23 protein-coding genes and 1 pseudogene are annotated in these 20,240 nt (G+C 52.2%); 9 read left to right on the top strand and 15 right to left on the bottom strand.

All coding sequences use genetic code 11. The features are described 5' to 3' along the window. Positions 1-14: 14 nt before the first annotated feature. Together mfnA and FZP57_RS07270 are read left to right on the top strand one after the other, a co-directional pair. Complete coding sequence (gene mfnA, locus FZP57_RS07275; protein ID WP_191216608.1) at positions 15-1,160, top strand: tyrosine decarboxylase MfnA; 1,146 nt, start codon at positions 15-17, stop codon at positions 1,158-1,160. 18 nt (positions 1,161-1,178) lie between these two features. Then, positions 1,179-1,682: a fumarate hydratase C-terminal domain-containing protein gene (locus FZP57_RS07270; protein ID WP_191216152.1), complete on the top strand. Its 504-nt coding sequence runs from the start codon at positions 1,179-1,181 to the stop codon at positions 1,680-1,682. 154 nt (positions 1,683-1,836) lie between these two features. Here the strand turns inward: FZP57_RS07270 and upp are convergent, their stop codons facing one another. From upp to cobZ, 4 genes are all read right to left on the bottom strand, one after another. Then, the gene (gene upp / locus FZP57_RS07265; protein WP_238337891.1) at positions 1,837-2,481 is read right to left on the bottom strand and encodes a uracil phosphoribosyltransferase; all 645 of its coding nucleotides are present in this window, start codon (positions 2,479-2,481) and stop codon (positions 1,837-1,839) included. Further along, entirely contained in the window at positions 2,459-3,013 is a 555-nt protein-coding gene (locus FZP57_RS07260) for a tRNA (cytidine(56)-2'-O)-methyltransferase (RefSeq protein WP_191216606.1), read from the bottom strand. The genes upp and FZP57_RS07260 overlap by 23 nt, the downstream gene beginning before the upstream one ends. 208 nt (positions 3,014-3,221) lie before the next feature. Continuing rightward, positions 3,222-3,965 (bottom strand): adenosylcobinamide-GDP ribazoletransferase, encoded by a 744-nt coding sequence (cobS, locus tag FZP57_RS07255; RefSeq protein WP_191216151.1) that lies wholly within the window; start codon positions 3,963-3,965, stop codon positions 3,222-3,224. Between the two features lie 15 nt (positions 3,966-3,980). Further along, positions 3,981-4,829, bottom strand: coding sequence for an alpha-ribazole phosphatase CobZ (gene cobZ, locus FZP57_RS07250; RefSeq protein WP_238337890.1), 849 nt, complete (start codon positions 4,827-4,829; stop codon positions 3,981-3,983). A 180-nt stretch (positions 4,830-5,009) separates the two neighbouring features. Between cobZ and FZP57_RS07245 the strand changes: the two genes are divergently transcribed. From FZP57_RS07245 to queC, 3 genes are read left to right on the top strand one after another with little or no spacing between them, the layout of a single operon-like run. Beyond that, complete coding sequence (locus FZP57_RS07245; RefSeq protein WP_074359385.1) at positions 5,010-5,342, top strand: MJ1244 family protein; 333 nt, start codon at positions 5,010-5,012, stop codon at positions 5,340-5,342. 56 nt (positions 5,343-5,398) lie between these two features. Beyond that, complete coding sequence (larC, locus tag FZP57_RS07240) at positions 5,399-6,610, top strand: nickel pincer cofactor biosynthesis protein LarC (RefSeq protein ID WP_191216150.1); 1,212 nt, start codon at positions 5,399-5,401, stop codon at positions 6,608-6,610. Then, positions 6,607-7,281 (top strand): 7-cyano-7-deazaguanine synthase QueC, encoded by a 675-nt coding sequence (gene queC, locus FZP57_RS07235; RefSeq protein WP_238337889.1) that lies wholly within the window; start codon positions 6,607-6,609, stop codon positions 7,279-7,281. The genes larC and queC overlap by 4 nt, the downstream gene beginning before the upstream one ends. A 415-nt stretch (positions 7,282-7,696) precedes the next feature. Here the strand turns inward: queC and oadA are convergent, their stop codons facing one another. Then, on the bottom strand, positions 7,697-9,403 hold the full coding sequence (gene oadA / locus FZP57_RS07230; protein ID WP_191216149.1) for a sodium-extruding oxaloacetate decarboxylase subunit alpha: 1,707 nt from the start codon (positions 9,401-9,403) through the stop codon (positions 7,697-7,699). Between the two features lie 178 nt (positions 9,404-9,581). Between oadA and FZP57_RS07225 the strand changes: the two genes are divergently transcribed. Then, a complete protein-coding gene (locus FZP57_RS07225; protein ID WP_074359381.1) occupies positions 9,582-9,767 on the top strand; it encodes an ATP-binding protein in 186 nt (61 codons plus the stop codon). A gap of 111 nt (positions 9,768-9,878) precedes the next feature. Here the strand turns inward: FZP57_RS07225 and FZP57_RS07220 are convergent, their stop codons facing one another. From FZP57_RS07220 to FZP57_RS07200, 6 genes and pseudogenes are all read right to left on the bottom strand, one after another. Then, on the bottom strand, positions 9,879-10,973 hold the full coding sequence (locus FZP57_RS07220) for an inositol-3-phosphate synthase (protein ID WP_191216148.1): 1,095 nt from the start codon (positions 10,971-10,973) through the stop codon (positions 9,879-9,881). Positions 10,974-11,265: 292 nt separating this feature from the next. After that, positions 11,266-12,135, bottom strand: a complete 870-nt coding sequence (locus tag FZP57_RS07215; protein ID WP_191216147.1) for a hypothetical protein — start codon at positions 12,133-12,135, stop codon at positions 11,266-11,268. 248 nt (positions 12,136-12,383) lie between these two features. Further along, positions 12,384-12,944, bottom strand: a complete 561-nt coding sequence (locus FZP57_RS07210) for an MBL fold metallo-hydrolase (protein WP_238337888.1) — start codon at positions 12,942-12,944, stop codon at positions 12,384-12,386. Beyond that, positions 12,854-13,168: a hypothetical protein gene (locus tag FZP57_RS09540; RefSeq protein ID WP_238337887.1), complete on the bottom strand. Its 315-nt coding sequence runs from the start codon at positions 13,166-13,168 to the stop codon at positions 12,854-12,856. The genes FZP57_RS07210 and FZP57_RS09540 overlap by 91 nt, the downstream gene beginning before the upstream one ends. Positions 13,169-13,222: 54 nt before the next feature. After that, positions 13,223-13,869: pseudogene (locus FZP57_RS09655) on the bottom strand (thymidylate kinase). Then, entirely contained in the window at positions 13,866-14,546 is a 681-nt protein-coding gene (locus FZP57_RS07200; RefSeq protein ID WP_238337886.1) for a diacylglycerol/polyprenol kinase family protein, read from the bottom strand. Before FZP57_RS07200 ends, FZP57_RS09655 begins: the two are co-directional and overlap by 4 nt. Before the next feature lie 70 nt (positions 14,547-14,616). Here FZP57_RS07200 and FZP57_RS07195 point away from each other — a divergent pair, with 70 nt between their 5' ends. Further along, positions 14,617-15,465 (top strand): UbiA family prenyltransferase, encoded by an 849-nt coding sequence (locus FZP57_RS07195; protein WP_074359376.1) that lies wholly within the window; start codon positions 14,617-14,619, stop codon positions 15,463-15,465. 393 nt (positions 15,466-15,858) lie between these two features. On the opposite strand, the gene FZP57_RS07190 is transcribed toward FZP57_RS07195, so the two are convergent. From FZP57_RS07190 to FZP57_RS07180, 4 genes are all read right to left on the bottom strand, one after another. After that, a complete protein-coding gene (locus FZP57_RS07190) occupies positions 15,859-16,332 on the bottom strand; it encodes a pyridoxamine 5'-phosphate oxidase family protein (protein WP_074359375.1) in 474 nt (157 codons plus the stop codon). A gap of 64 nt (positions 16,333-16,396) precedes the next feature. Next, positions 16,397-17,542 (bottom strand): rhodanese-like domain-containing protein, encoded by a 1,146-nt coding sequence (locus FZP57_RS09760; protein ID WP_370518318.1) that lies wholly within the window; start codon positions 17,540-17,542, stop codon positions 16,397-16,399. Next, positions 17,469-17,810 (bottom strand): MBL fold metallo-hydrolase, encoded by a 342-nt coding sequence (locus FZP57_RS09530; protein WP_238337885.1) that lies wholly within the window; start codon positions 17,808-17,810, stop codon positions 17,469-17,471. Before FZP57_RS09530 ends, FZP57_RS09760 begins: the two co-directional genes overlap by 74 nt. 96 nt (positions 17,811-17,906) lie before the next feature. Continuing rightward, entirely contained in the window at positions 17,907-18,146 is a 240-nt protein-coding gene (locus FZP57_RS07180) for a hypothetical protein (protein WP_145924544.1), read from the bottom strand. A gap of 131 nt (positions 18,147-18,277) precedes the next feature. Between FZP57_RS07180 and FZP57_RS07175 the strand changes: the two genes are divergently transcribed. Then, a complete protein-coding gene (locus FZP57_RS07175) occupies positions 18,278-19,216 on the top strand; it encodes an ATP-binding cassette domain-containing protein (protein WP_074359373.1) in 939 nt (312 codons plus the stop codon). Positions 19,217-19,221: 5 nt separating this feature from the next. Further along, positions 19,222-19,986 carry an ABC transporter permease gene (locus FZP57_RS07170; RefSeq protein WP_191216146.1) on the top strand — a complete coding sequence of 255 codons (765 nt, stop codon included), beginning with the start codon at positions 19,222-19,224 and terminating at the stop codon, positions 19,984-19,986. Positions 19,987-20,240: the final 254 nt, after the last annotated feature.

The following is a 20,240-nucleotide window of genomic DNA, read 5'->3' as shown; positions in this document are numbered from 1 at the left end:
TTTCGTGGTAGATGATGGATGAAAAGGGCCTTTCAAGGGAAGAGGTGCTCCGGCTCCTGGAGGAATACCGGAAGCAGGATATGAGCTACAGCTCCGGAAGGATACTGGGCTCCATGTGCACCTGCTCCCACCCCCTTGCAAGGGAGGTCTACTGCAGCTTCCTTGAATCGAACCTGGGAGACCCCGGACTCTTCAGAGGCACCAGGGACCTTGAATCAAGGGTAATAGGGATGCTCGGCGCCCTGATGGGGAATGCTGATGCCAGGGGGCACATCGTAACAGGGGGCACCGAGGCCAACCTCATGGCCATGAGGGCCGCCAGGAACATGTCAGAAACCAAGAAACCCGAAATAATAGTACCCAGGTCAGCCCACTTCTCCTTCAGGAAGGCCGCGGATATACTCCGCCTTGAGCTCAGGGAGGCTGAACTGGATGATAACTACAGGGTGGACACGTCATCGGTTTCGGACCTCATATCGGATGACACCGTGGCGGTTGTGGGGGTTGCAGGGACAACGGAGCTGGGTATGATAGACCCCATCCCTGAACTCTCAGAGATCTGCCTTGAGGAGGGCATCCACCTCCACGTAGACGCCGCCTTCGGGGGATTCATAATACCCTTCCTCAGGGAGGCCGGTTATGAGCTCCCTGAATTCGATTTCAGACTCCCAGGGGTGTCATCCATAACCGTCGACCCCCATAAGATGGGCCTGGCACCCATACCCAGCGGATGTATCCTCTTCAGGGACGAATCCAGCCTTGATGCCATGAGCATCGACACACCCTACCTTACAGAGAAGCAGCAGTCAACCATAGTGGGCACAAGGACAGGTGCATCGGCTGCAGCCACATGGGCCGTTATGAAGCATATGGGCCGTGAAGGTTACCGTAAACTGGCCCTGAAGGTTATGGGGGTAACATTTAAGCTCCTGGAGGGCCTCAGGGGCCTCGGCTACATACCGGTCACCGAGCCAGAGCTCAACATAGTGGCATTCAACCACCCATCAATCCCACCAGGGGAACTTGCAGGGCTCCTTGAGTCAAGGGGATGGGCGGTTTCAGTTGCATCCTGCCCCCCCGCCATAAGGGTGGTCCTGATGCCCCATATCAGGGAGGAGCACATTGAAATTTTCCTCGAGGACCTTGAAGGCCTCATCTGATAAGCCTGGAGTGATAGGATGATTGAGATAACACTACCCGCAGACCCTGCAGAGATAGGGAAACTTGAGGTGGGTGACAGGGTCCTCCTCAGGGGCACCATCTTCACAGGAAGGGACGCGGCACTCCCGAAACTCGTAGGGGCACTTAAAAATGGTGAAAGTCCCATAGATGTCAAGGGGGCTGCCATAATGCACACCGCCGTAAGCCCTGCAGGGATAGCCCCCACAAGCAGTAACAAGGAGGATATAGAGGAAAGCATACCCTACCTTGCATCTGCAGGGGTCCTGGTACATATAGGGAAGGGTAAGCTTGGCGATGACACAATCAGGGCCCTTGGAGAGGCAGGGGCTGTTTTTATTGTAACACCACCAGTAGCGGCACTCCTCACAAGCAGGGTGAAATCCAGGAGGGTGGCGGCCTTCGAGGAGGAGGGCATGGAGGCCATATTCGAGTTAAGGGTTGAGGGGATCCCGGGGATAGTTGCAGCGGCCTCCGGGAGATCCATATACAGTAATGAATGATAGGATGCCCTCAGCAGGGACCTTTTTTCATGGATCCACGGATAATCTGTGTTGGTTTTGCGGTTATTTTTATTGTGGCTTGTGATGACGACTCCACATCCAATCCATGGATAATCTGTATGGCTTCATGACCCATATCCAGGCAGGAGCCCCTTTATTTTCTGCATTCTGATGGCCTGCCGAAGGCCAGGTCACCTGCATCACCGAGGCCCGGGACGATGTACCCCCTATCATCGAGTTTGTCATCAACACCGCAGGTGTAGACCTCAAGGTCCCGCCTGAGCACCCTTTCAAGGCCCTCCCTTGAGGAGAGCACATTGAATATCACGGTCCTATCAGGGGACCCGAAACCCCCCAGCTCCTCAAGTATGCCCAGCATGGTGTTACCGGTTGCAAGCATGGGGTCAGCCACCACAAGGATCCGGCCATCCAGCCGGGGCATCCTTATGTAGTCTATGGATACATTGAATGGGGGTTCATCTGACCGCCGGGCGCCTATGATCCCGTGATGGGCCTCAGGGAAAACCTTCATCACACCCTCACTGAAGGGCAGCGAGGCCCTGAGTATGCTCACAACAACCATCCTTTCCCGGTCGCTTATCTCAACACCACCTGCAACGCCCAGGGGTGTTTCAACCTCCACATCCCTGTAGTTGAGGGTGTCTGCAAATTCATAGGCCATGTAACGCCCCAGCTCAGAGAGTCCCCGCCTGAAATCCGCAGCTCTAACCCCCTTACGCCTTATGGAGGTCAGGGTCTCCCTTACGATAAGGTTATCAATCAATTTCAGCATCCTCATCACCATCCCCTGTCCTAATCCTTTTACCATGGGCCTGGGGGACCACCTCCACCATGGCATCACTGAATTTAAGGTCGAATTCAGCACCATCAAACAGCATGTGGAGGAACACGGCAAGGGATGATACCTCGGAGTGGGGCTGGTTTGTCACACCAACGTTGTAGTCGGCCAGCCTGTAGACCTTCCCGGGGACCCTTGCACCCCCGACAACCACCAGTTTATCCCTCCCCGTCTCCCTCATGGAGGGTATAACGTCCCTTGCAGGGAGCCCGTACATTGTAAGGTGCACGACCTCTCCACCGCTCCTCTTCCAGTCATCAATGACTCCCTGCCAGTTACGCCTGTAGCTAACCCTGAAGGGACCGCCCCAGCGTTCAACAACATCCTCAACGCTCTCCATAAGATTACGATCCTCCTCACCGCTCAGTATAACCTCCGAGGCCCCGAAGGCCCTTGCGGTTAAACATACATGTGTGGTTATCCTAGCATCCCTTGATCTCCGATGACCCAGTCTCAGAACCTTAACATCCATATCATACTCCTCCAGCTGATTTCTTTTCTTCATTAATCAATCCACGATCAGACAATTTTATCGGTGTTGCGTGTTTAATCAGGGGTTTATCCTTACATTTGATATGCTGGAATTTTATCGTGATGCGTAATCGGCACCATCATATCTGACACCCGCGGGAATCCAGGGTACATGTTGAGCATCAACCCCCCGGCCCGGTCTTCATTAATCATATTAACCTGACACCTGCAAGAAGCCCCAGGAGGGACATCATCCTTGCAAACTCATTGGATGCGCCGAGCACGTCACCAGTACTCCAGTAGAAGTTCCTCCTTGCAACAAGTCCCATGAAGACCCCTGCCAGGATTCCGGAGACAACCGAGACCGCCCCCGGCAGCCCGAGGATGAGGTACCCTGCAACCATCCAGATGAGCCAGACAGGGAGAGCACCACCCCTCCTGGCAGCCAGTATAAAGTAGCGTCCGGTCCCGGTGTCAAGGGGCCTTGATACAAGGGCACATCCAGTTATACCCAGCTTGGCCCCAACCTCGGAGATGAGAAGCCCCTGAAGGATAAGGCCCGTGGGGAGGGAGTAGATTGATGCAATGGTGGTGGAGGATACGATTAGAAGAAGCCCCAGGCCGCCGGTACCTATCCTGGGGTCCCTCATTATCTCAACCTTCCTCTCAAAGGTCCCGTGGGACATGAGGGCATCACCCATATCTATCAGCCCATCAAGGTGATGGAAACCGGTGAACCAGACGGCCACAGCATAGGCCAGGCATGCAGCAACAGGACCCGGCAGGACCCTTGAACAGATAAGTCCGCTTAAACCCACAACACCCCCAATGAACAGCCCAACAAGGGGCCAGTGGAGGGTCAGGGATGCTATATCCTCAACACTCGCATCTGAACGGATCGGAACGATGGTTGAGAAGGATAGGAGACCTGCGAATTTCCTGATGAAGTCCATCTCCAGCCACCTTAATCATTCAAAGATGCGGGACATGCACCCTGCTATGAGCCCTGCAACAGCATCATCGACCATGGGGCCCAGCCCACCTATAACCCCGGGCTTCTCCTCATCATAGCGTTTGAAGTTAAATATGGCCTTTGTACCGGCTATCTGGTTTGCGATGGCCATCCCTATAACCTCATCACTGTAAAGGAACGCCGGGTCATCCCTGAGGTCAAGGCCAAGGAGCCTCCGGTTTTCTATGTCATCCTCAAGGTGGAGTGCCGCTGCAAGAAGGGCCCTCACGTTAAGGTCACCCAGGGCCCGGGTTATCTCGGCCTCAAGCCTTTCCCGGAGCTCAGCGGTGACCTCAACACCGACACAGAGCTCCATTCCAGCATCAACCATCTCTTCCATCCCGGCACCGTGCATCCTCAGGCATTCCTCAACACCGGGACCCGGCAGGAGGACCTTGCCGAGAACATCCCCCACAGCACCCCTGAGGCAGGAATCATCATATTCTGAGCTTCCAGGGAGGGATACAAGGGTTATCCTGGACCTCAGGAGCTTCATGAGTATCCCTGCCCTGAGGGAGGCCTCCTCAACCGCGGCCCTGAAGCACTCCAGGACACGGTCACCGCAGGGCTCCCCAAGGACCACAAGGAGATCCAGGACACCATCATGATATGATGATGCGCAGGTAACATTCTCCAGGGAGCTAACCTCAATATCCCCTGACACCATCTCATATTCAAGTTCACCGGTAAACAGTATGGAGTCTCCAGCCACCACCAGTCCAGAATCCCCAGAGACCACCACCTTATCGCCTTCAAATGATACTCCAATCCCGTTAACATTCACTTCTTCCTTCAAAGGGTTCACCTTCAGTTATTTATCGGTTCATCCAGGCATATCCACATTCATGAGGTTCACCCACATGCGGATGGAGGATACCCATATCCTTATCGGCCCATGGCATCCATCTTATGGACCCTGCCTGTAAGGATCTCCCATCATCAGATTTATTATCTGCACAACACATATCTATATCTGGTGATGTTAATGAAGGTGCATCTGCGTATATTCATTGAGGTTGAGAACCTCGGCCGTGTCATGAACATACTGGCTGATGAGGGCGTCACAGGCTTCTACATTGTGGAGTACAGGGGTGTTTCCCCGGCAGAATGGAAGGGATTCACTGTTAAGGAGGACCCTGAATCAGCCATCTCACTGATACATGACTATGCAAGGGACGCCGTCCTCGTATGCTCCGTTGTGGATGAGGAAATGGTTGAACCCATCATAAAAAGGTTCAGGGATGATATGGGTGAGGAGAAGTACACCATAATGGAGATCCCCATAAAGAGGATAATAGTAAACTCCCCGGGTACCTAGATCCAGGTTTTAGCCATATTCACTGAATGCTTCATGACAGGAATACAGGTGCTCCCATGGTTACGGTAATAGACCCCCAGGTTGCAGGTGTTTCAGGGAACATGATGGTCGGGGCCCTCATGGACCTCGGAGCCCACCCTGAAAGGACAGTTGAGGTAATGGAGGAGTCAGCATCCCACTTCGGCGGTGCTGAGGTCAGGGTCTCTGAGGTTAAAAGGGCGGGTATCAGGGCAACCTACGTTGAAGTGAAAACCGATGAATCACAGGCCATAGGATACAGGGAGTTCCTCAGGCGCCTTGACGGCATCAAAAACCCCCTCCTTGATGATGATATGATGTCAATGGCCAGGGCAGTGTTCCATACAATCGCCCAGGCAGAGTCATCGGTACACGGCAGGGGACTCGATGAGATACACTTCCATGAGGTCGGAGCTGCAGATGCGGTTGCAGATGTTATCGGGGCGGTCTTCGCCTACTTCGACCTTAACATGCACATGGATAAGGTCTACACGCTACCTGTTTCGGTTGGGGGAGGCAGGGTCATGGGGGCCCACGGTATAACACCGGTACCCGCACCTGCAACAGCAGAAATCCTGAGGGGCTTCCCGGTGGAGGGGGGGCCGGCCGAGGTGGAACTTACAACACCAACAGGGGCGGCGCTCCTGGTTAACATGGCAGAGGGCCACAGGAGGTTCTACCCTCCAATGGAGATACAGGCCACAGGCTACGGCGCAGGCAGGATGGACCCGGACTTCCCCAACGTCCTCAGGATCCTCAGGGGAAGGGAACCCCTACCCTCCGACAGGATAGTCCTCCTTGAGACAAATGTTGATCACCTGAGCGGGGAGGTCCTGGGGAGCCTCTTCAAGCGACTCATGGATGAGGGGGCCCTTGACGTGACACTAACCCCTGTTATAATGAAGAAGAACAGGCCGGGTCAGCTTATCAGGGTAATATGCAGGGAGGCGGAGCATGAAAGGATCCTTGAGGCCCTGTTCAGGGAGACCGGGACGCTTGGGGTCAGGGTTTTCCCGCAAGTCCACAGGAGCATACTTGAAAGGAAGATAATAGAGGGGGAGGTTGAAATCAGGGGGAGGCGCAGGGCAAGGTTCAAGGTAGGATTCCTTGGATCCAGGCCACTGAACGCAAGGATAGAGTACGATGACGCCCGGAGGATATCCCTTGAGACCGGCATACCCCTCAGGGATGTTATTGAGATGGCGGAGGAACAGTTCAGGGCGTCTCTACAGAGATCAGGAGGTCAATGATGAGGAAGGCCATCAGCATATTATCAGCAGGTATGGATTCGGGTGTCTCAACGGCACTCCTAAGCAGAGAATACGATATAAGTGCCATCACATTTGATTATGGGCAGAGGAGCGCCCAGATGGAGGTCAGGTACGCCAGGAAACTCTCAGAGTACCTGGGAATTGAACACAGGGTCATAGAGCTCCCATGGCTCGGCGAACTCGGAGGTTCCGTGTTGACGGATGATGGGGAGCTGCCCTCACCAGGGGACCTTGATGATGTTGAGGAGTGCCTTGAGACAGCCAGGAAGGTCTGGGTCCCCGGCAGGAACATAGTCTTCACCTCGGTGGGGGTGTCCTTTGCAGAGGCCCTTGACGCGGACGCGGTTATAGTTGGCTGGGACAGGGAGGAGGCAGCCACATTCCCGGATAATTCAAGGGAATTCCTCGAGGCCTTCAACAGCCTCCTGGGTATAGGGACCCTCAGGGGTGTCAGGGTCCTCGCCCCCGTCATTGACATGACCAAGAAGGAGATAGTTGAGGCCGGTATGGAGATGGACTTCCCCTTTGAACTCACATATTCATGTTACACCGGAGAGGATGTCCACTGTGGAGTCTGCGAGTCATGCCTCCGGAGGAGGAGGGCCTTTGAACTTGCAGGGGCTGAGGACCCCACAGAGTACCGTGAATGATGAATAGAAGGTCATTCACGGCCTTTAATCAGAAGGCATCCCCATCCCCTTGAGGGCATAGGCATTCACTCTTTCTTCGCGGGAACCAATCCGCAGAAGCCTCATGAAATGACTGTTAGATGGGAAAGGTGGCGGTCAGTGATTATTATTTAATTTTTACCCGGAAGGTAGCCTAAAACCTGAATTTAGAAACCCTCCTGAGTCTCCTGATTATTACGCTGGCCGCACCCGCAGTAATAGCCAGAGAGCCCTGACAATTTATGGTATGCGTCGGATTTTCAGAAAAGAGTGCTGCCTCGGAAGTTTTTCCAGTATCATCAGCTAAAAGGCGCCGACTTTGAAGTTTTTCATTTCAGCTAAAATAGAAAAAAAATAAATTGGGAGGTTCAGGATGTGGGGAAAGGGATCAGTCTAACTATTTTATGACCATGAGGACGGCTCCGGTCTCCACACGTTCACCCTCCTCAACATATATCTTCTCAACAACACCACCATGGGGTGTCTGGATGTCGTTCTCCATCTTCATGGCCTCAACAACCGCAACAACATCCCCTGCATTCACAGTGTCACCCTCATTGACCTTGATCTTCACAATCATACCCTGCATCGTTGACTTAACCGCACCCTCAACATCCAGGGGTTCGGGTTCAGCCTCCTCTATGGTCATGTAGCCTGCAGGAACCACCCTCACCTGGAACTCGTCACCATCAACCTCAACATGGAAGAGGGTCGGCACGTCACCGGGTGCAGGTGACTCCTCTCTGGGTGGCTCCAGGGGTTCGGCTTCAACTTCACCCCTCAGGAACCTGGGTGCTATGGCAGGGTAGAGGGCCAGGGTGAGGATATCCTCCTCCTTCCCTATTATACCCATCTCCTCACCGCGCCTCCTGCACTCCTCAAACTGCGGTTTAAGGGTGTCTGCGGGCCTGCAGTCTATTGGCTTCTCATCCCCTATAACCTTCCTGGCGACCTCCTGATTCACAGGGGCGGGGGGCCTCCCGTAGAGTCCCCTGAAGTAGTCCTTAACCTCATTGGTGACCATACTGTACCTTTCACCGCTTAGGACATTCATAACGGCCTGTATACCGACTATCTGGCTGGTGGGCGTTACAAGTGGAGGGTAACCCATATCCTTCCTCACCCTGGGCATCTCCTCCAGCACCTCCTCATAGCGGTCAAGGGCGTTCTGTTCCTTGAGCTGGGATACAAGGTTTGACAGCATACCCCCAGGGATCTGATAGATCAGCACATCCGTGTCGATCTGCTCGGCTATAGGGTCCAGGATGCTGCTGTACTTCTTCCTTATCCCCTCGAAGTACTTCTTTATGTTCTTGAGTATCCGGAGGTCAAGTCCGGTGTCGTATGGCGTGTCCCGGAGTGCAGCCACAACACTCTCGGTCGGCGGCTGCGACGCCCCCCATGAGAGGGGTGATATTGCAGTATCAAGAATGTCAACACCAGCCTCACAGGCAGCATAGTAACTCATGGGGGTCATGCCGCTTGTGCAGTGGCAGTGGAGGTTCACCATAAGGTCCGTCTCCTCCTTCAGGGTCCTTACCAGTTCATAGGCGTCATGGGGTGATATGAGCCCTGCCATGTCCTTTATAGCCACCGAGTCACATTCAAGGGCCTCAAGCTCCCTTGCAAATTCAACGTAACTCTCAAGGGTGTGGTAGGGGCTTATGGTGTAACAGATGACCCCCTGGACATGGGCATCCTGCTCCCCGGCAACCTTTATGGCGTACTCCATGTTCCTGAGGTCATTGAGGGCGTCGAATATCCTGAAAACATCAACGCCGTTTTCATATGCCTTCTCGATGAACTTCCTCACAATATCATCGGGGTAGTGTTTGTAACCGACAAGGTTCTGTCCCCTGAGGAGCATCTGGATGGGTGTCTTCTTCACGTTATCCTTAAGAGCTCTGAGTCTTTCCCATGGATCCTCATTGAGGTAGCGTATACATGTATCGAAGGTTGCGCCGCCCCAGGCTTCCAGTGAAAAGAAACCCACCCTGTCCATTTCCTCTGCAATGGGTATCATGTCCTCGGTACGAAGGCGGGTTGCAAGGAGTGACTGGTGCGCATCCCTGAATGCTGTTTCAATGACCTTTATCCCTTTCATGGTGACCCTCTCATGAAATCAATCAAATTCTTTATATAGATAGTAGGAACTTCCTTAAATACTTGGAAGCGGTATTAATATGGAGGCCTTTCATCCCACACCCGTAAAGGGTTATAAGGGATGATGACCAAATCCTAACCATTAAATTCACTCATAAAACTGTAAGGGAGAATAGGAAATGGCAAAGATAATAATAGATTACGATGAATGTGATGCATGCGGAGAATGCGTTGATGTATGCCCGATGGAGGTACTCATAATAGTCGACGGGAAACTCAAGGTCCAGCACCCTGAGGAATGCAATGAGTGCGAGGTGTGCATGGACGTCTGTCCAAACGAGTGCATAGAGGTCCAGGAGGACTGAGGTCCTCCGGAGACAACCCATCAAGGGATGTATTTCTCTTTCCCCTTCAAAATCAGGGGGTTTTTAAAATACTTATTTTTCCCCCTCAGATTCATTTATAAAAATAGATGTTTATCTTTCTCTTTTCCCTTCAATGAATTCATCCACCATCCTCGCAGCCTCATCATCGGTGTACTGTTCAGGCGGATGCTTCATGGTGTAGGCTGATATGGATGTCAGGGGACCCGCAACACCCCTCTCGATTCCCAGTTTACAGCACCTTATGGCGTCAATGACACACCCCGCTGAGTTAGGAGAGTCCTCAACGCTCAGTCTGAGCTCAAGGTTCATTGGAACATCACCGAAGAGCCTCCCCTCCATCCTCAGGAAGCAGATCTTGTTATCCTTCTGCCAGGGTATGTAGTCACTTGGACCTATATGGATGTTTTCGGGTTCAAGGCGATCATCACCCAGTATTGACTGGACAGCCTCTGTCTTTGACTCCTTCTTTGAGTCAAGACGGTCACGGTTCAGCATGTTAAGGAAGTCGGTGTTTCCACCCGTGTTTATCTGGTATGTCCTGTCAAGCTTCACACCCCTCCTTTTGAAGAGGTTTGCAAGGGTCCTGTGGGTTATCGTAGCCCCGAGCTGGGCCTTTATATCATCACCCACAATGGGGATCCCCCTCTCCTCAAACTTCCCGGCCCATTCAGGGTCACTTGCAATGAATACAGGCATGTTGTTAATGTAGGCAACACCGGCATCAAGGGCACACCTGGCATAGAACCTGGCAGCCTCCTCTGACCCCACCGGGAGGTAGTTGAGGAGTATCTCAGCACCACTCTCCCTTAGGACCTCAACAACGTCCACGGGCTCCTCATCCGCAACCACGAAGGTCTGATCCTCAGGGTAATCCTTCATGTGCGGGGCCACCCCGTCTAGGACGTGGCCCATTGAAACCTTAATACCGGTCTCAGGGACATCACAGAACACGGTTGTACAGTTCGGGGGTGCGAATATGGCTTCACTTAAATCCTTACCCACTTTTCTCCTGTCTATATCGAATGCTGCAACCACCTCAATGTCCCCGGGACCGTATCCGCCGATTTCCCTGTGCATGAGGCCTATTGCATCATCAGCACCCTTTTTCTGATAATAATATATCCCCTGGATAAGGGAGCTGGCACAGTTCCCCACACCTACTATAGCGATCTTTATCTTATCCAATTGAAACACCTTTCAGAGATTTATGGTAATCATAAAATCAAGGCTATGAATTGATTAACTTACTTTTTAAGATTTGCATATTAAACTATTAAATCTTTCGCCGGGACACACCTCTGAATGGAGGTCTCTAAAATGGGGGATGGTGAACCACCATGATGCAGCACACCATCAATGTGGAGTTCTCTGGGGTCCTCCATGAGGCCAGGCCATGAAAGGACAAAACCACCCTTCCCTGCTGTACTTTATCAGTTGATGTTCTGGAGTGGGAGTATCATCCGGAGTATAGGGTGTTTCAGTAGTTTATCAGTGAGGCTCTGATGAAGAGGAGTATCATCCAGAGTATAAAGAGGAAGAGCCCTGAAAACCGCCGGTAACCTGGAAGCCCCCTGTTGAACCTCCAGTTAAGGACAACTATAAGGAGCAGGACAATGTTTTCAACGTTCCCCATTATGTTAAGGGGGTTTGTGATGTAGGTGAGGGCCCATCCCAGGGCAAGAAGGAGGATACCGCCCCATCCAAGCCGCTTAAGGGGCCCGTATATTTCAGAGGACCCCCTCCCGCTCCTTGAGAAGATCAGGATGGCGAGGAATGCCCCCATACCCGCAACCATACCAAGGAACTGCATGAAAAGGGGGAGGACAGGCACGCCGAAGACATCGGACTTAAGCAGAGGGAGGAGCAGGAGGGCGTTGAGGGCCTCTGCCGGTGGGAAGGATTCAATATCCCCCACTGCAAGGACATAGGGGTCCCTGTTTGTCTGGCTCCGGACCCTTATACGGTAGGTTCCAGGTTCCACCGTACGGTTGAACTCGGGCCCCTTGAAGTAGGAGTCGCCGCCGAATTCTTCAAAGTACGGCTCCCATTCTGTGAGGTTACCCTGGAGGGTCGTGATGAGGGTGCCGTCATCCCTGAGGATATCAACAGCCACAGGCCTGGAATCCACAGAGTAGGGGACCAGTATGTTAACGTATAACCTGAAGGGTTTATCAGAACTCACCGTGAAATAGACGGGTTTTCCCGTGAGCTTTCCGTAGAATGCCTGGGATACTTCAGGGTTTTTAATTGTAACATCCGTACCAGTGACAAGTCTGGGCTGATGTGCGCATGCAGTGCCTGCAAGGGCAGCTGCAAGTAGAAAAATTAACAGGAGACGCCATCTCATGTTACCATTTATGTTAAATTAAACTAATAAGTTTTACTACCGGTGAACTAAAATCTTATTACAGTTCAGTGGGCTGTTATGGGTTTTTGTCAGGGAATATGATCTTATTACAGTTTAGTGGGGCTGTTATGGGTTTTTGTCATGGAATCTGATCTTACTACAGTCCACTGCACATGTTACGGCTTAGAGTTTTATCACGGTACTGCAGGTCCCTGAACCCTTATTCCACACCATAAGCCTGTTACGGCCTAGAGTTCTATCACGGTCCCGGGTCGCAGGGGCCTGACATTACCCAGGATGTCATCAAGTTCATGGAGGGCCTCCTCTGATGTGCAGTGGCCGGTGTAGATCTCACGGACCTTGAATTCCGCAAGTCCCCGGGCAACCCCGCTGACGTCACCTGAAAGGTGGAACCCCCCTGCAAGGACACCGATGCTCCTATCAGGGAAGAGTTGAGAGGCGGCTTCAACAATATTCAGGATCCCGCTGTGGGAGCAGCCGGTTATAATGTGAACCTCACGCCCGGATTCGATGACAAGGACGATTTCATCCTGAAAGCTGTCAGGTACCAGTCCCGACCCGGCTTCCATGAAGAGTGTCCGGTTACCCGCGGGCCTCCCGAACCTTCCCCCAAAGTCCTTCAGGATGGTGTAGCCATCCCCCAGGGGTAATGTTTCACCCACAAAGTTTATACGCTCACTTTTAACTTCAGGGATACCTATGAACCGTTTAACAGAATCTTCAACCGCGTAACGCCTCCTGAAAGCCCCCTCCCCCATGAACACCTCTGCACTGTCGTTGATACCCATGAAGTGTCTGAGGCCGCCTCCATGGTCATAGTGTCCATGGGATATGATGGCAGCATCTGCACCCCCAGTTCAAGGCCGAGGATGGACGCGTTTTCTGCAAAGAGGCTGCTTTGACCGGTGTCAAAGAGGATGTCCCTTTCACCCTCAATGTAGAGGGAAAGTCCGTGCTCCCCCATGAGTGTGTGTGATGGCTTATCCTCAACAAGGCATGTTATCCTATTCATTCAGGTCCTCCGGTACTTAGCATGGGATTGGGTTCTGGTGTGGGGATAGTACTCCTATTCATTCAGGTCCTCCGGTACTTCAGCCGGGGCACCCTTCACTGTCCCGGCCCCATGATCCTCCGAGTTTCTCATATCCAGCCTGTCAAGGATCCTGTCGATCCTCCTCTGAACATCCTCGATGGGGTCCTCGGTGTTTATAATGTACCATCCATCCGCAAGTTTAAGGGCCTTCTCACGGGTCTTCCTGAGGTCCTCAAGGTTTTCAAACATCTCATGCTCATCCCTCTCCATGAGCCGCCTCAGGGACTCCTCGGGTGAGACGTCAAGGAAGAACATGTACTCGGTTGTCGGCAGGACCCTGTAGAGGACCCTGTAGAGCAGTACAGCCAGGAACTCAGGGAGATAGGCCACACCCATAAGGTACCTTGAGAATATCAGCGTATCAGCCCCTGGATTCGATCGCCACCGGTACTTCCAGAGGGACTTATAACGTCAAGGGCGTAGAATATGGATGCACGGATATGGTTTATCCTCCCACCCTCAAGGAGGGCCCTCCTGGCCCTCCTACCGTAGGGGTTGTCATCCTCGGGGTGTGACCTGAAGACCACCCGTTCACCCATTGAGAGGTACCTCCTCTTTATAAGCTCGGCATGGGTGTCCTTACCGGCACCATCAAGTCCATCAATAACTATGAACCTCATAGACCCACCCCTGTGGTCAGAAGGTAGGCTGCAACAGCCCCGAAGCATGCCGTCAGGTTATCAAGCCCCTTAGGTGTCAGCCCCTCAAGGAGGGTTGCTGTAAGGGCAACCAGGAGGATGATGATGGGGTTGGGCCTCTGGGAGTAGTATATGAGTACCAGGGGGATGGTGACCAGGAGGACCAGGAACATCCCCAGGGACCCCTCAAGGCTCTTCCTGTCACCGAGCACACTGTAGGTGGTTTTACCGAAGCGCTGGCCTGTGAGGCTCGCGAATCCATCACCATAGGACATTGCAGCTATACCTATCCCGGTGATCCACGGTCTGTCAAAGAAGATATACGCCATTAGGGTCCAGGATATGGAGTAGTATACAAGGCCAAGGCCATGGCCGTAGGATGAGGCGCGATGCTTTATCTTAAGGGGAGAGTAGGGACTTATAAGGAAGGTGAGGACTATGAAGGGGGCTGCTGCAAGGAATGTGATTACAAATCGGCTCTGAAAGAGGGGAAGTATAAAAAGGATGTTACCCACCATTATATGTATGAATTTACGGCTTAGATTTGGTTTATCCTCAGGTAACCTCTCAGACACAAGTAATAAAACTGCAACATACACATATACCATTAGAAGTCCAAGAACATCACTGCCGTTCATAGAGACTATGAAGTATTTCACTCTATAAGTGACTTTTGATTTAAAGTGGAGCATAGAATCATTTATCACACCCATATGGAGGTGCATCACCTTGAACCCGTACCTTGAGATACTCAGACCAGTAAACGCCCTTATGGCGGTTATAACCATAATACTCATGGCACTCATCGCAGGCAGCTCTGACCCATCAGTCATTGTTGCATCGGCCGTTGTGTTCATCGCAACAGGGGCAGGTAATGCCGTTAACGACTACTTTGACCATGAAATAGACGCTGTGAACAGGCCATCCCGCCCAATACCATCAGGGAGGATTAGCCGGAGGGCTGCAGGGATCTACTCCGCCGCCCTATTTTTTACAGCCTCCCTCCTGGGCCTTTACCTGGGCACCATCCCGGGCCTCATAGTGGTTTCAAGTTCACTCCTCATGGTCTACTATGCATGGAGCCTCAAGAAGAAGTGCCTTGTGGGTAATGTCACAATATCATTCCTGACCGGCCTCAGCTTTGTCTTTGGTGGCGTGGTTGTGGGTGAGGTTGCCACATCCATTTACCTCGGTTTCTACGCCTTCCTCATGACCATGGCAAGGGAGATAGTTAAGGACATGGAGGATGTCCGGGGCGACAGGCTTAACGGGGCATCAACCCTCCCCATAAAATATGGGATGAGGGTTTCAGGCATCCTTGCAGCTGTATTCATGTTCTCAGCCAGCCTAACAAGTCCGGTACTCTATTTCATGGGCATATTCTCTGCACTCTACCTTCCGGTCCTCATGGCTGCAATAGCAGTGTTCCTCAGGGCTGCCCTGATGATCCTGAGGGAACAGGATGTTGAAACGGCCTCCAGGGTGTCCCGGCTGATAAAGACCGGCATGGCGGTGACCTTCATGGCATTCGCAGCCGGAAGCAGGACCCTGACAGGGATTCTGATGGGACTGATATGATGGTCGAAACCATGATCCCTCCAGGTTAAGGGACCCATATAATGGCATGAAGGTGAAATTCACATCCCCAACCCGCCTAGGTGAAGATGTTCACATAAAAACTTTAGTGTATGTGAAGGGCAGTTAACATTAGGGTAGGTGAAGGAGGTAGATGTTCATCCCCCCAACCTTGACACAAACTCCTTCAAAAACCACCCTAACCTTTTCATCCCCCTAACCATGTTCCAGGTGGAACCACCTGGAACCCTACTTCTTTTTCTCCTCTAAAAACTGCACCTATAGAGACGGCTGGCCCTGAAACTGTTTTTAAAAAGAATTAAGTGATCCATCCCACCAAGGGTCCGAGGGTTAAAAAAATTATTTATAAGTCAGGGGACCTGAATTTACCCTTCACTAACCGCTCTTTATCCCCGTTATATCAACCACATCAACGAGTTTCCAGACATGGCTCCTGTTCATCTTCACGAGACAGGCAAGGGGGTCCTCGGGTGAATGACCCAGGGCCCTAAGGATGTTCCTTGACAGGTTCCTGGTCTCTATGAGGTCAGCGAACATCTTCTTAACACGTTCAACCTCCCCGGGTTCCGTCTCCTCAACTATCTGGCCCTGCAGTGTGACGAAGCGGTACTCTGAAAGGTCAGGTTTATAGTTCTCTATCTCAACAGCCACACAGGGGTTGTTCCGCAGGAGTTCTATCTTCCTACCGTACCTTGTTGAGAGGAAGTAGATGTGCTCACCATCAAAGACGTAGAGGAACGGGGCTATGTAGGGGTATTCCCCGTTGAATGCTATCCTGCTCATGAAGTTCTCTGATATGAATTCATCATACTCCTCCCTGCTCATGAGGGGTATCTTAACTATTCCCATGATCTGTCACCTCCAGTGTTTTACGGGTCCTTAAGGATGGTGCCATGACCGTGCAGTGGACAGGCTAACCCTCCACCACAGGGTAACCCGCCCTCACCCAGGCGGTTATACCCCCCAGGAGCGTGGCCGCATCCACCCCGTGTCCCTGCAGTAGGCTTGCAGCGATGGTTGACTTGTAGCCAGAGTCACAGTAGATGAGAAGGTTCCCCTCAGGCACACTGTCAATGTTCCCGGGGAGATCCCCGACCCAGATGTGCTCCGAGCCCTCAATATGGAACCTTTCACGGTCAGTTATCTTCCTGACATCCAGTAAACTGAATTCATCAAGCCTCTCAGCGAGCTCATGGACCCCAAGGGCATCCAGCTTACTGACCTCGTTACCAGCCATGTACCATGACTGGAATCCACCTGCAAGGTAGCCGGCCATGTTATCATACCCGATCCTTATCATGGACCTCCTCACAGGGTCCAGGCCATGGCCCTCACCCACGATGACCAGGGGGTCCTCATAGTTGAGGAAGTAACCGGCGAAGGCAGCGAACCCATCCTGCCAGATGTTAATGCTCCCGGGCACGTGTCCGCCTGCAAATCCAGCGGGGTTGCGGACATCAACCACCTGGGCACCATCATCCATAAGTTCCCTGAATTCAGGGACGCTGAGGGCCTCAAGGTACGGGTTATCAACCGGGGCCCCCTTCAGGTTGTTCTCCTCCATCCTCCTGAAGTATGGGGGAGTGTAGAGCCTCTCTGATCTCTTGTGTTCAATGAACTCCCCACGGCTCATTGAGAGGTAGGGGTTTGTGAGCTTCTCATAGCCGATGGTTGTAACGTCCTGGTCCCTTATCTCGGCACCGCACACAGATCCCGCCCCGTGGGCAGGCAGGAGAAGGACATGGTCACCCAGGGTGAGAATCTTTTCATGTATACTGTCATAGAGGAGCCCCGCAGTTTCCTCTATCCTTTCAGGGCCAAAGAAGTCAACACGCCCGGTTTCACCGGCGAAGAGCACATCCCCCGTAAACACCATTATGGCATCATCGCTGACATCAGGGTACCTTACAGCCACTGAGATGCTCTCATATGTATGGCCTGGAGTTTCAAGGACCTCCAGTTCCAGGGACCCGACTTTAAAGGTGTCACCATCCACCACAGCCGTACCGTACCTGAAGCTTGTGAAGGATCTGTTCATTTTCTTCGGTTTCAGGTCCATCCACCACAGCCGTACCGTACCTGAAGTCCAGTGCAGAGCCATGGAGTATCTCCGCATCCACGTAGCGTGCAAGCTCCACGGACCCGATGGTGTAGTCCTCGTTCCGGTGGGTCTCGAAGATGTACCTTATGTTCATGCCGTGCCCCTCTGCAAGGTCAAGGTAGACGTCAACATCCCTCCTGGGGTCTATGACCGCAGCTTCACCACCGGAACCAAGGAAGTAGGAGTTATGTGAAATTCCCCCGGACTTTACGGTTTCAAGTATCATACCATCACCATATAACAATATGGATGGTACATTCAGTTATAATTTTTTATAAAAATTTAACAGCAAAAATTATTTAATCATGAAAACCGTTAAGATCTATGATTCGTCCAGTGGCACATCAGTTTCTGAATTATCCAGGGGGAATCTGACCCCTATGCGGACACCATCCGAGCCATCTATTTCAAGCCGGCCTCCAAGCTGCCCTGCAAGGTTTATCATGAGCTCCATCCCCAGCTTACCGTCCCTTTCGGGGTCAAAATCCGGAGGAAGTCCCACGCCGTCATCAGCCACTACAAGGTTCGCAGTGTCCCCATCCTGCATAATGGGACTGCTCATGGATCCAGAACACCCAGAATAAAGTTTAAATGATCCTAAGGCCCCCCTGATGGCCTGGGGAGAACAACAAACCCACCACATATTAATAGTATTACCCATAGATTAATCCATGAAACAAGAGGGGGTCCAGTGTGAACATTATAGAGACAGAGGCCATAAGCAAAAGGTATGATGACTTCCTTGCAGTTAACAGGGTTGACCTCCAGGTCCCGGAGGACTCAATATACGGTGTCCTGGGACCCAACGGGGCAGGTAAGACTACGCTCATATCAATGCTCTGCACCATCCTCCACCCGACATCAGGGAGGGGATGGGTGAATGGATACGATATTGTGAGGGAGTCAAAGAAGGTGAGGGAGTCCATAGGGATAGTATTCCAGTCAAGGGCCCTTGACGATATCCTCACAGGGAGGGAGCACCTTGAAATGCACGCAGCCCTCTACGGAGTCCCGGGGGATATAAGGAAACAGAGGATAGAGGAGGTCCTTGAACTCATAGCCCTCGGTGACAAGGCGGATGAATACGTGAAGACCTACTCTGGAGGTATGAAGAGGCGGCTCGAGATAGGCAGGGGCCTCATACACCACCCCAGGGTACTCTTCCTTGATGAACCAACACTCGGACTCGACCCCCAGACCAGGGAGAGCATATGGAAGTATATAAGGAAGCTCAACAGGGAGGAGGACGTCACGGTGCTCCTCACAACACACTACATGGAGGAGGCCGATAAACTCTGCGACGAGGTGGCAATAATGAGCCGGGGCAGGATAATAAAGGCCGACGCACCCCGGAACCTTAAAAGGGAGCTCGGGGCCGATAAGATAACCGTGAAGGTTGACAGGGCAGGGGAGTTCTATGAACTCATAGGTAAACAGGACTACGTCAGGGAGGCCTTCATCTCAGGGGATGAGATAAAGCTGCTGGTGGAGGCCGGCGAGAACCTAATACCCGAGATAGTGAACTTCGCAGCGGCCCGGGGATTCTACATCAGGTCGGTTGAACTGGAGCACCCGACCCTTGAGGATGTCTTCATAAAGTACACGGGTTCAGGTATAGGCGGGGAGGCCTGATACCGATGCCGGAACTTGAAGGTATATACACGATATGGCTCCGTGAGATGAAGAGGTTCTTCAGGTACAGGTCAAGGATAGTGACGTCGGTTGTGACACCTCTGCTGTGGCTCATAATATTCGGGACCGGCCTGGGGGCCGCTGTACGCTTCGGAGGAGTTTCAGGGGGGTACAGGGCCTTCATCTACCCGGGTATAATCGGCCAGACCATACTCTTCACCTCAATATTCTCGGGGGTCTCGGTGATAATAGACAGGCAGTACGGTTTCCTCAAGGAGATCCTCGTAGCCCCGGTATCAAGGCAGGCGATAGTTATAGGGAAGGCCCTGGGTATAAGCACAGCCTCCATGATTCAGGCAGCCATACTCCTCCTCCTCTCATTCATAGTGGGTGTTACCATGTCCCCGGCCTGCTTTGCCGTGAGCATGGTCATAGCCCTCATAATATCCATGGGACTCGGCGGGCTGGGCCTTGTTATCGCGGCCTTCACGGATAGTATGGAGGGGTTCAACCTTATAATGAGCTTCATAGTCCTTCCGATATTCCTCCTGAGCGGGGCCCTGTTCCCCATCACGGGCCTCCCGGCATGGCTGCAGGGCGCGGTCTACATCAACCCCCTCACCTATGCTGTTGACGCCCTCAGGTTCACCATACTCAGGGAGTCGGTCCTCCCCCTCGGCCTTAACCTTGCCGTTATAACATTCTTTGCAGTGGTTTCTGTCTCGGCAGCAGCATTCCTCTTCAGCAGGAAGGAGCAGAACCTGATGTGATCCATTACTGTCAGGTTTCATAGGAGGATGGGGAAATCTACCGTCACACTTCACCCAGAGGAATCAGTGTATCCTAACCATAAATCATAAATATTAAAAACTTATTAATAAGTAATTGCATAGAATATGCAGACCTGTTGGAGACAGCTTTAAAATAGGCGGTATCGTATGGAAATTCCGTTTCTGGCATGGCATGGTGAGTATATTGTTTTTTCTGATTTAAAATAGACAGAATATCCATGTAATTTCAATTT

Source organism: Methanothermobacter sp. THM-1 (genome assembly GCF_009914355.1).
GTDB lineage: Archaea > Methanobacteriota > Methanobacteria > Methanobacteriales > Methanothermobacteraceae > Methanothermobacter > Methanothermobacter wolfei.
Note: the sequence above shows the minus strand (reverse complement) of the source record. Positions and strands in the feature narration are given on the sequence as shown.

Excerpts from the sequence above, each read along its gene's own strand:
- mfnA (WP_191216608.1), top strand. The coding sequence starts at position 15 with ATGGATGAAAAGGGCCTTTCAAGGGAAGAGGTGCTCCGGCTCCTGGAG.
- FZP57_RS07270 (WP_191216152.1), top strand. The coding sequence starts at position 1,179 with ATGATTGAGATAACACTACCCGCAGACCCTGCAGAGATAGGGAAACTT.
- upp (WP_238337891.1), bottom strand. The coding sequence starts at position 2,481 with ATGAGGATGCTGAAATTGATTGATAACCTTATCGTAAGGGAGACCCTG.
- FZP57_RS07260 (WP_191216606.1), bottom strand. The coding sequence starts at position 3,013 with ATGGATGTTAAGGTTCTGAGACTGGGTCATCGGAGATCAAGGGATGCT.
- cobS (WP_191216151.1), bottom strand. The coding sequence starts at position 3,965 with ATGGACTTCATCAGGAAATTCGCAGGTCTCCTATCCTTCTCAACCATC.
- FZP57_RS07245 (WP_074359385.1), top strand. The coding sequence starts at position 5,010 with ATGAAGGTGCATCTGCGTATATTCATTGAGGTTGAGAACCTCGGCCGT.
- larC (WP_191216150.1), top strand. The coding sequence starts at position 5,399 with ATGGTTACGGTAATAGACCCCCAGGTTGCAGGTGTTTCAGGGAACATG.
- queC (WP_238337889.1), top strand. The coding sequence starts at position 6,607 with ATGATGAGGAAGGCCATCAGCATATTATCAGCAGGTATGGATTCGGGT.
- oadA (WP_191216149.1), bottom strand. The coding sequence starts at position 9,403 with ATGAAAGGGATAAAGGTCATTGAAACAGCATTCAGGGATGCGCACCAG.
- FZP57_RS07225 (WP_074359381.1), top strand. The coding sequence starts at position 9,582 with ATGGCAAAGATAATAATAGATTACGATGAATGTGATGCATGCGGAGAA.
- FZP57_RS07215 (WP_191216147.1), bottom strand. The coding sequence starts at position 12,135 with ATGAGATGGCGTCTCCTGTTAATTTTTCTACTTGCAGCTGCCCTTGCA.
- FZP57_RS07210 (WP_238337888.1), bottom strand. The coding sequence starts at position 12,944 with ATGGGTATCAACGACAGTGCAGAGGTGTTCATGGGGGAGGGGGCTTTC.
- FZP57_RS09540 (WP_238337887.1), bottom strand. The coding sequence starts at position 13,168 with ATGAATAGGATAACATGCCTTGTTGAGGATAAGCCATCACACACACTC.
- FZP57_RS07190 (WP_074359375.1), bottom strand. The coding sequence starts at position 16,332 with ATGGGAATAGTTAAGATACCCCTCATGAGCAGGGAGGAGTATGATGAA.
- FZP57_RS09760 (WP_370518318.1), bottom strand. The coding sequence starts at position 17,542 with ATGGACCTGAAACCGAAGAAAATGAACAGATCCTTCACAAGCTTCAGG.
- FZP57_RS09530 (WP_238337885.1), bottom strand. The coding sequence starts at position 17,810 with ATGATACTTGAAACCGTAAAGTCCGGGGGAATTTCACATAACTCCTAC.
- FZP57_RS07180 (WP_145924544.1), bottom strand. The coding sequence starts at position 18,146 with ATGAGCAGTCCCATTATGCAGGATGGGGACACTGCGAACCTTGTAGTG.
- FZP57_RS07170 (WP_191216146.1), top strand. The coding sequence starts at position 19,222 with ATGCCGGAACTTGAAGGTATATACACGATATGGCTCCGTGAGATGAAG.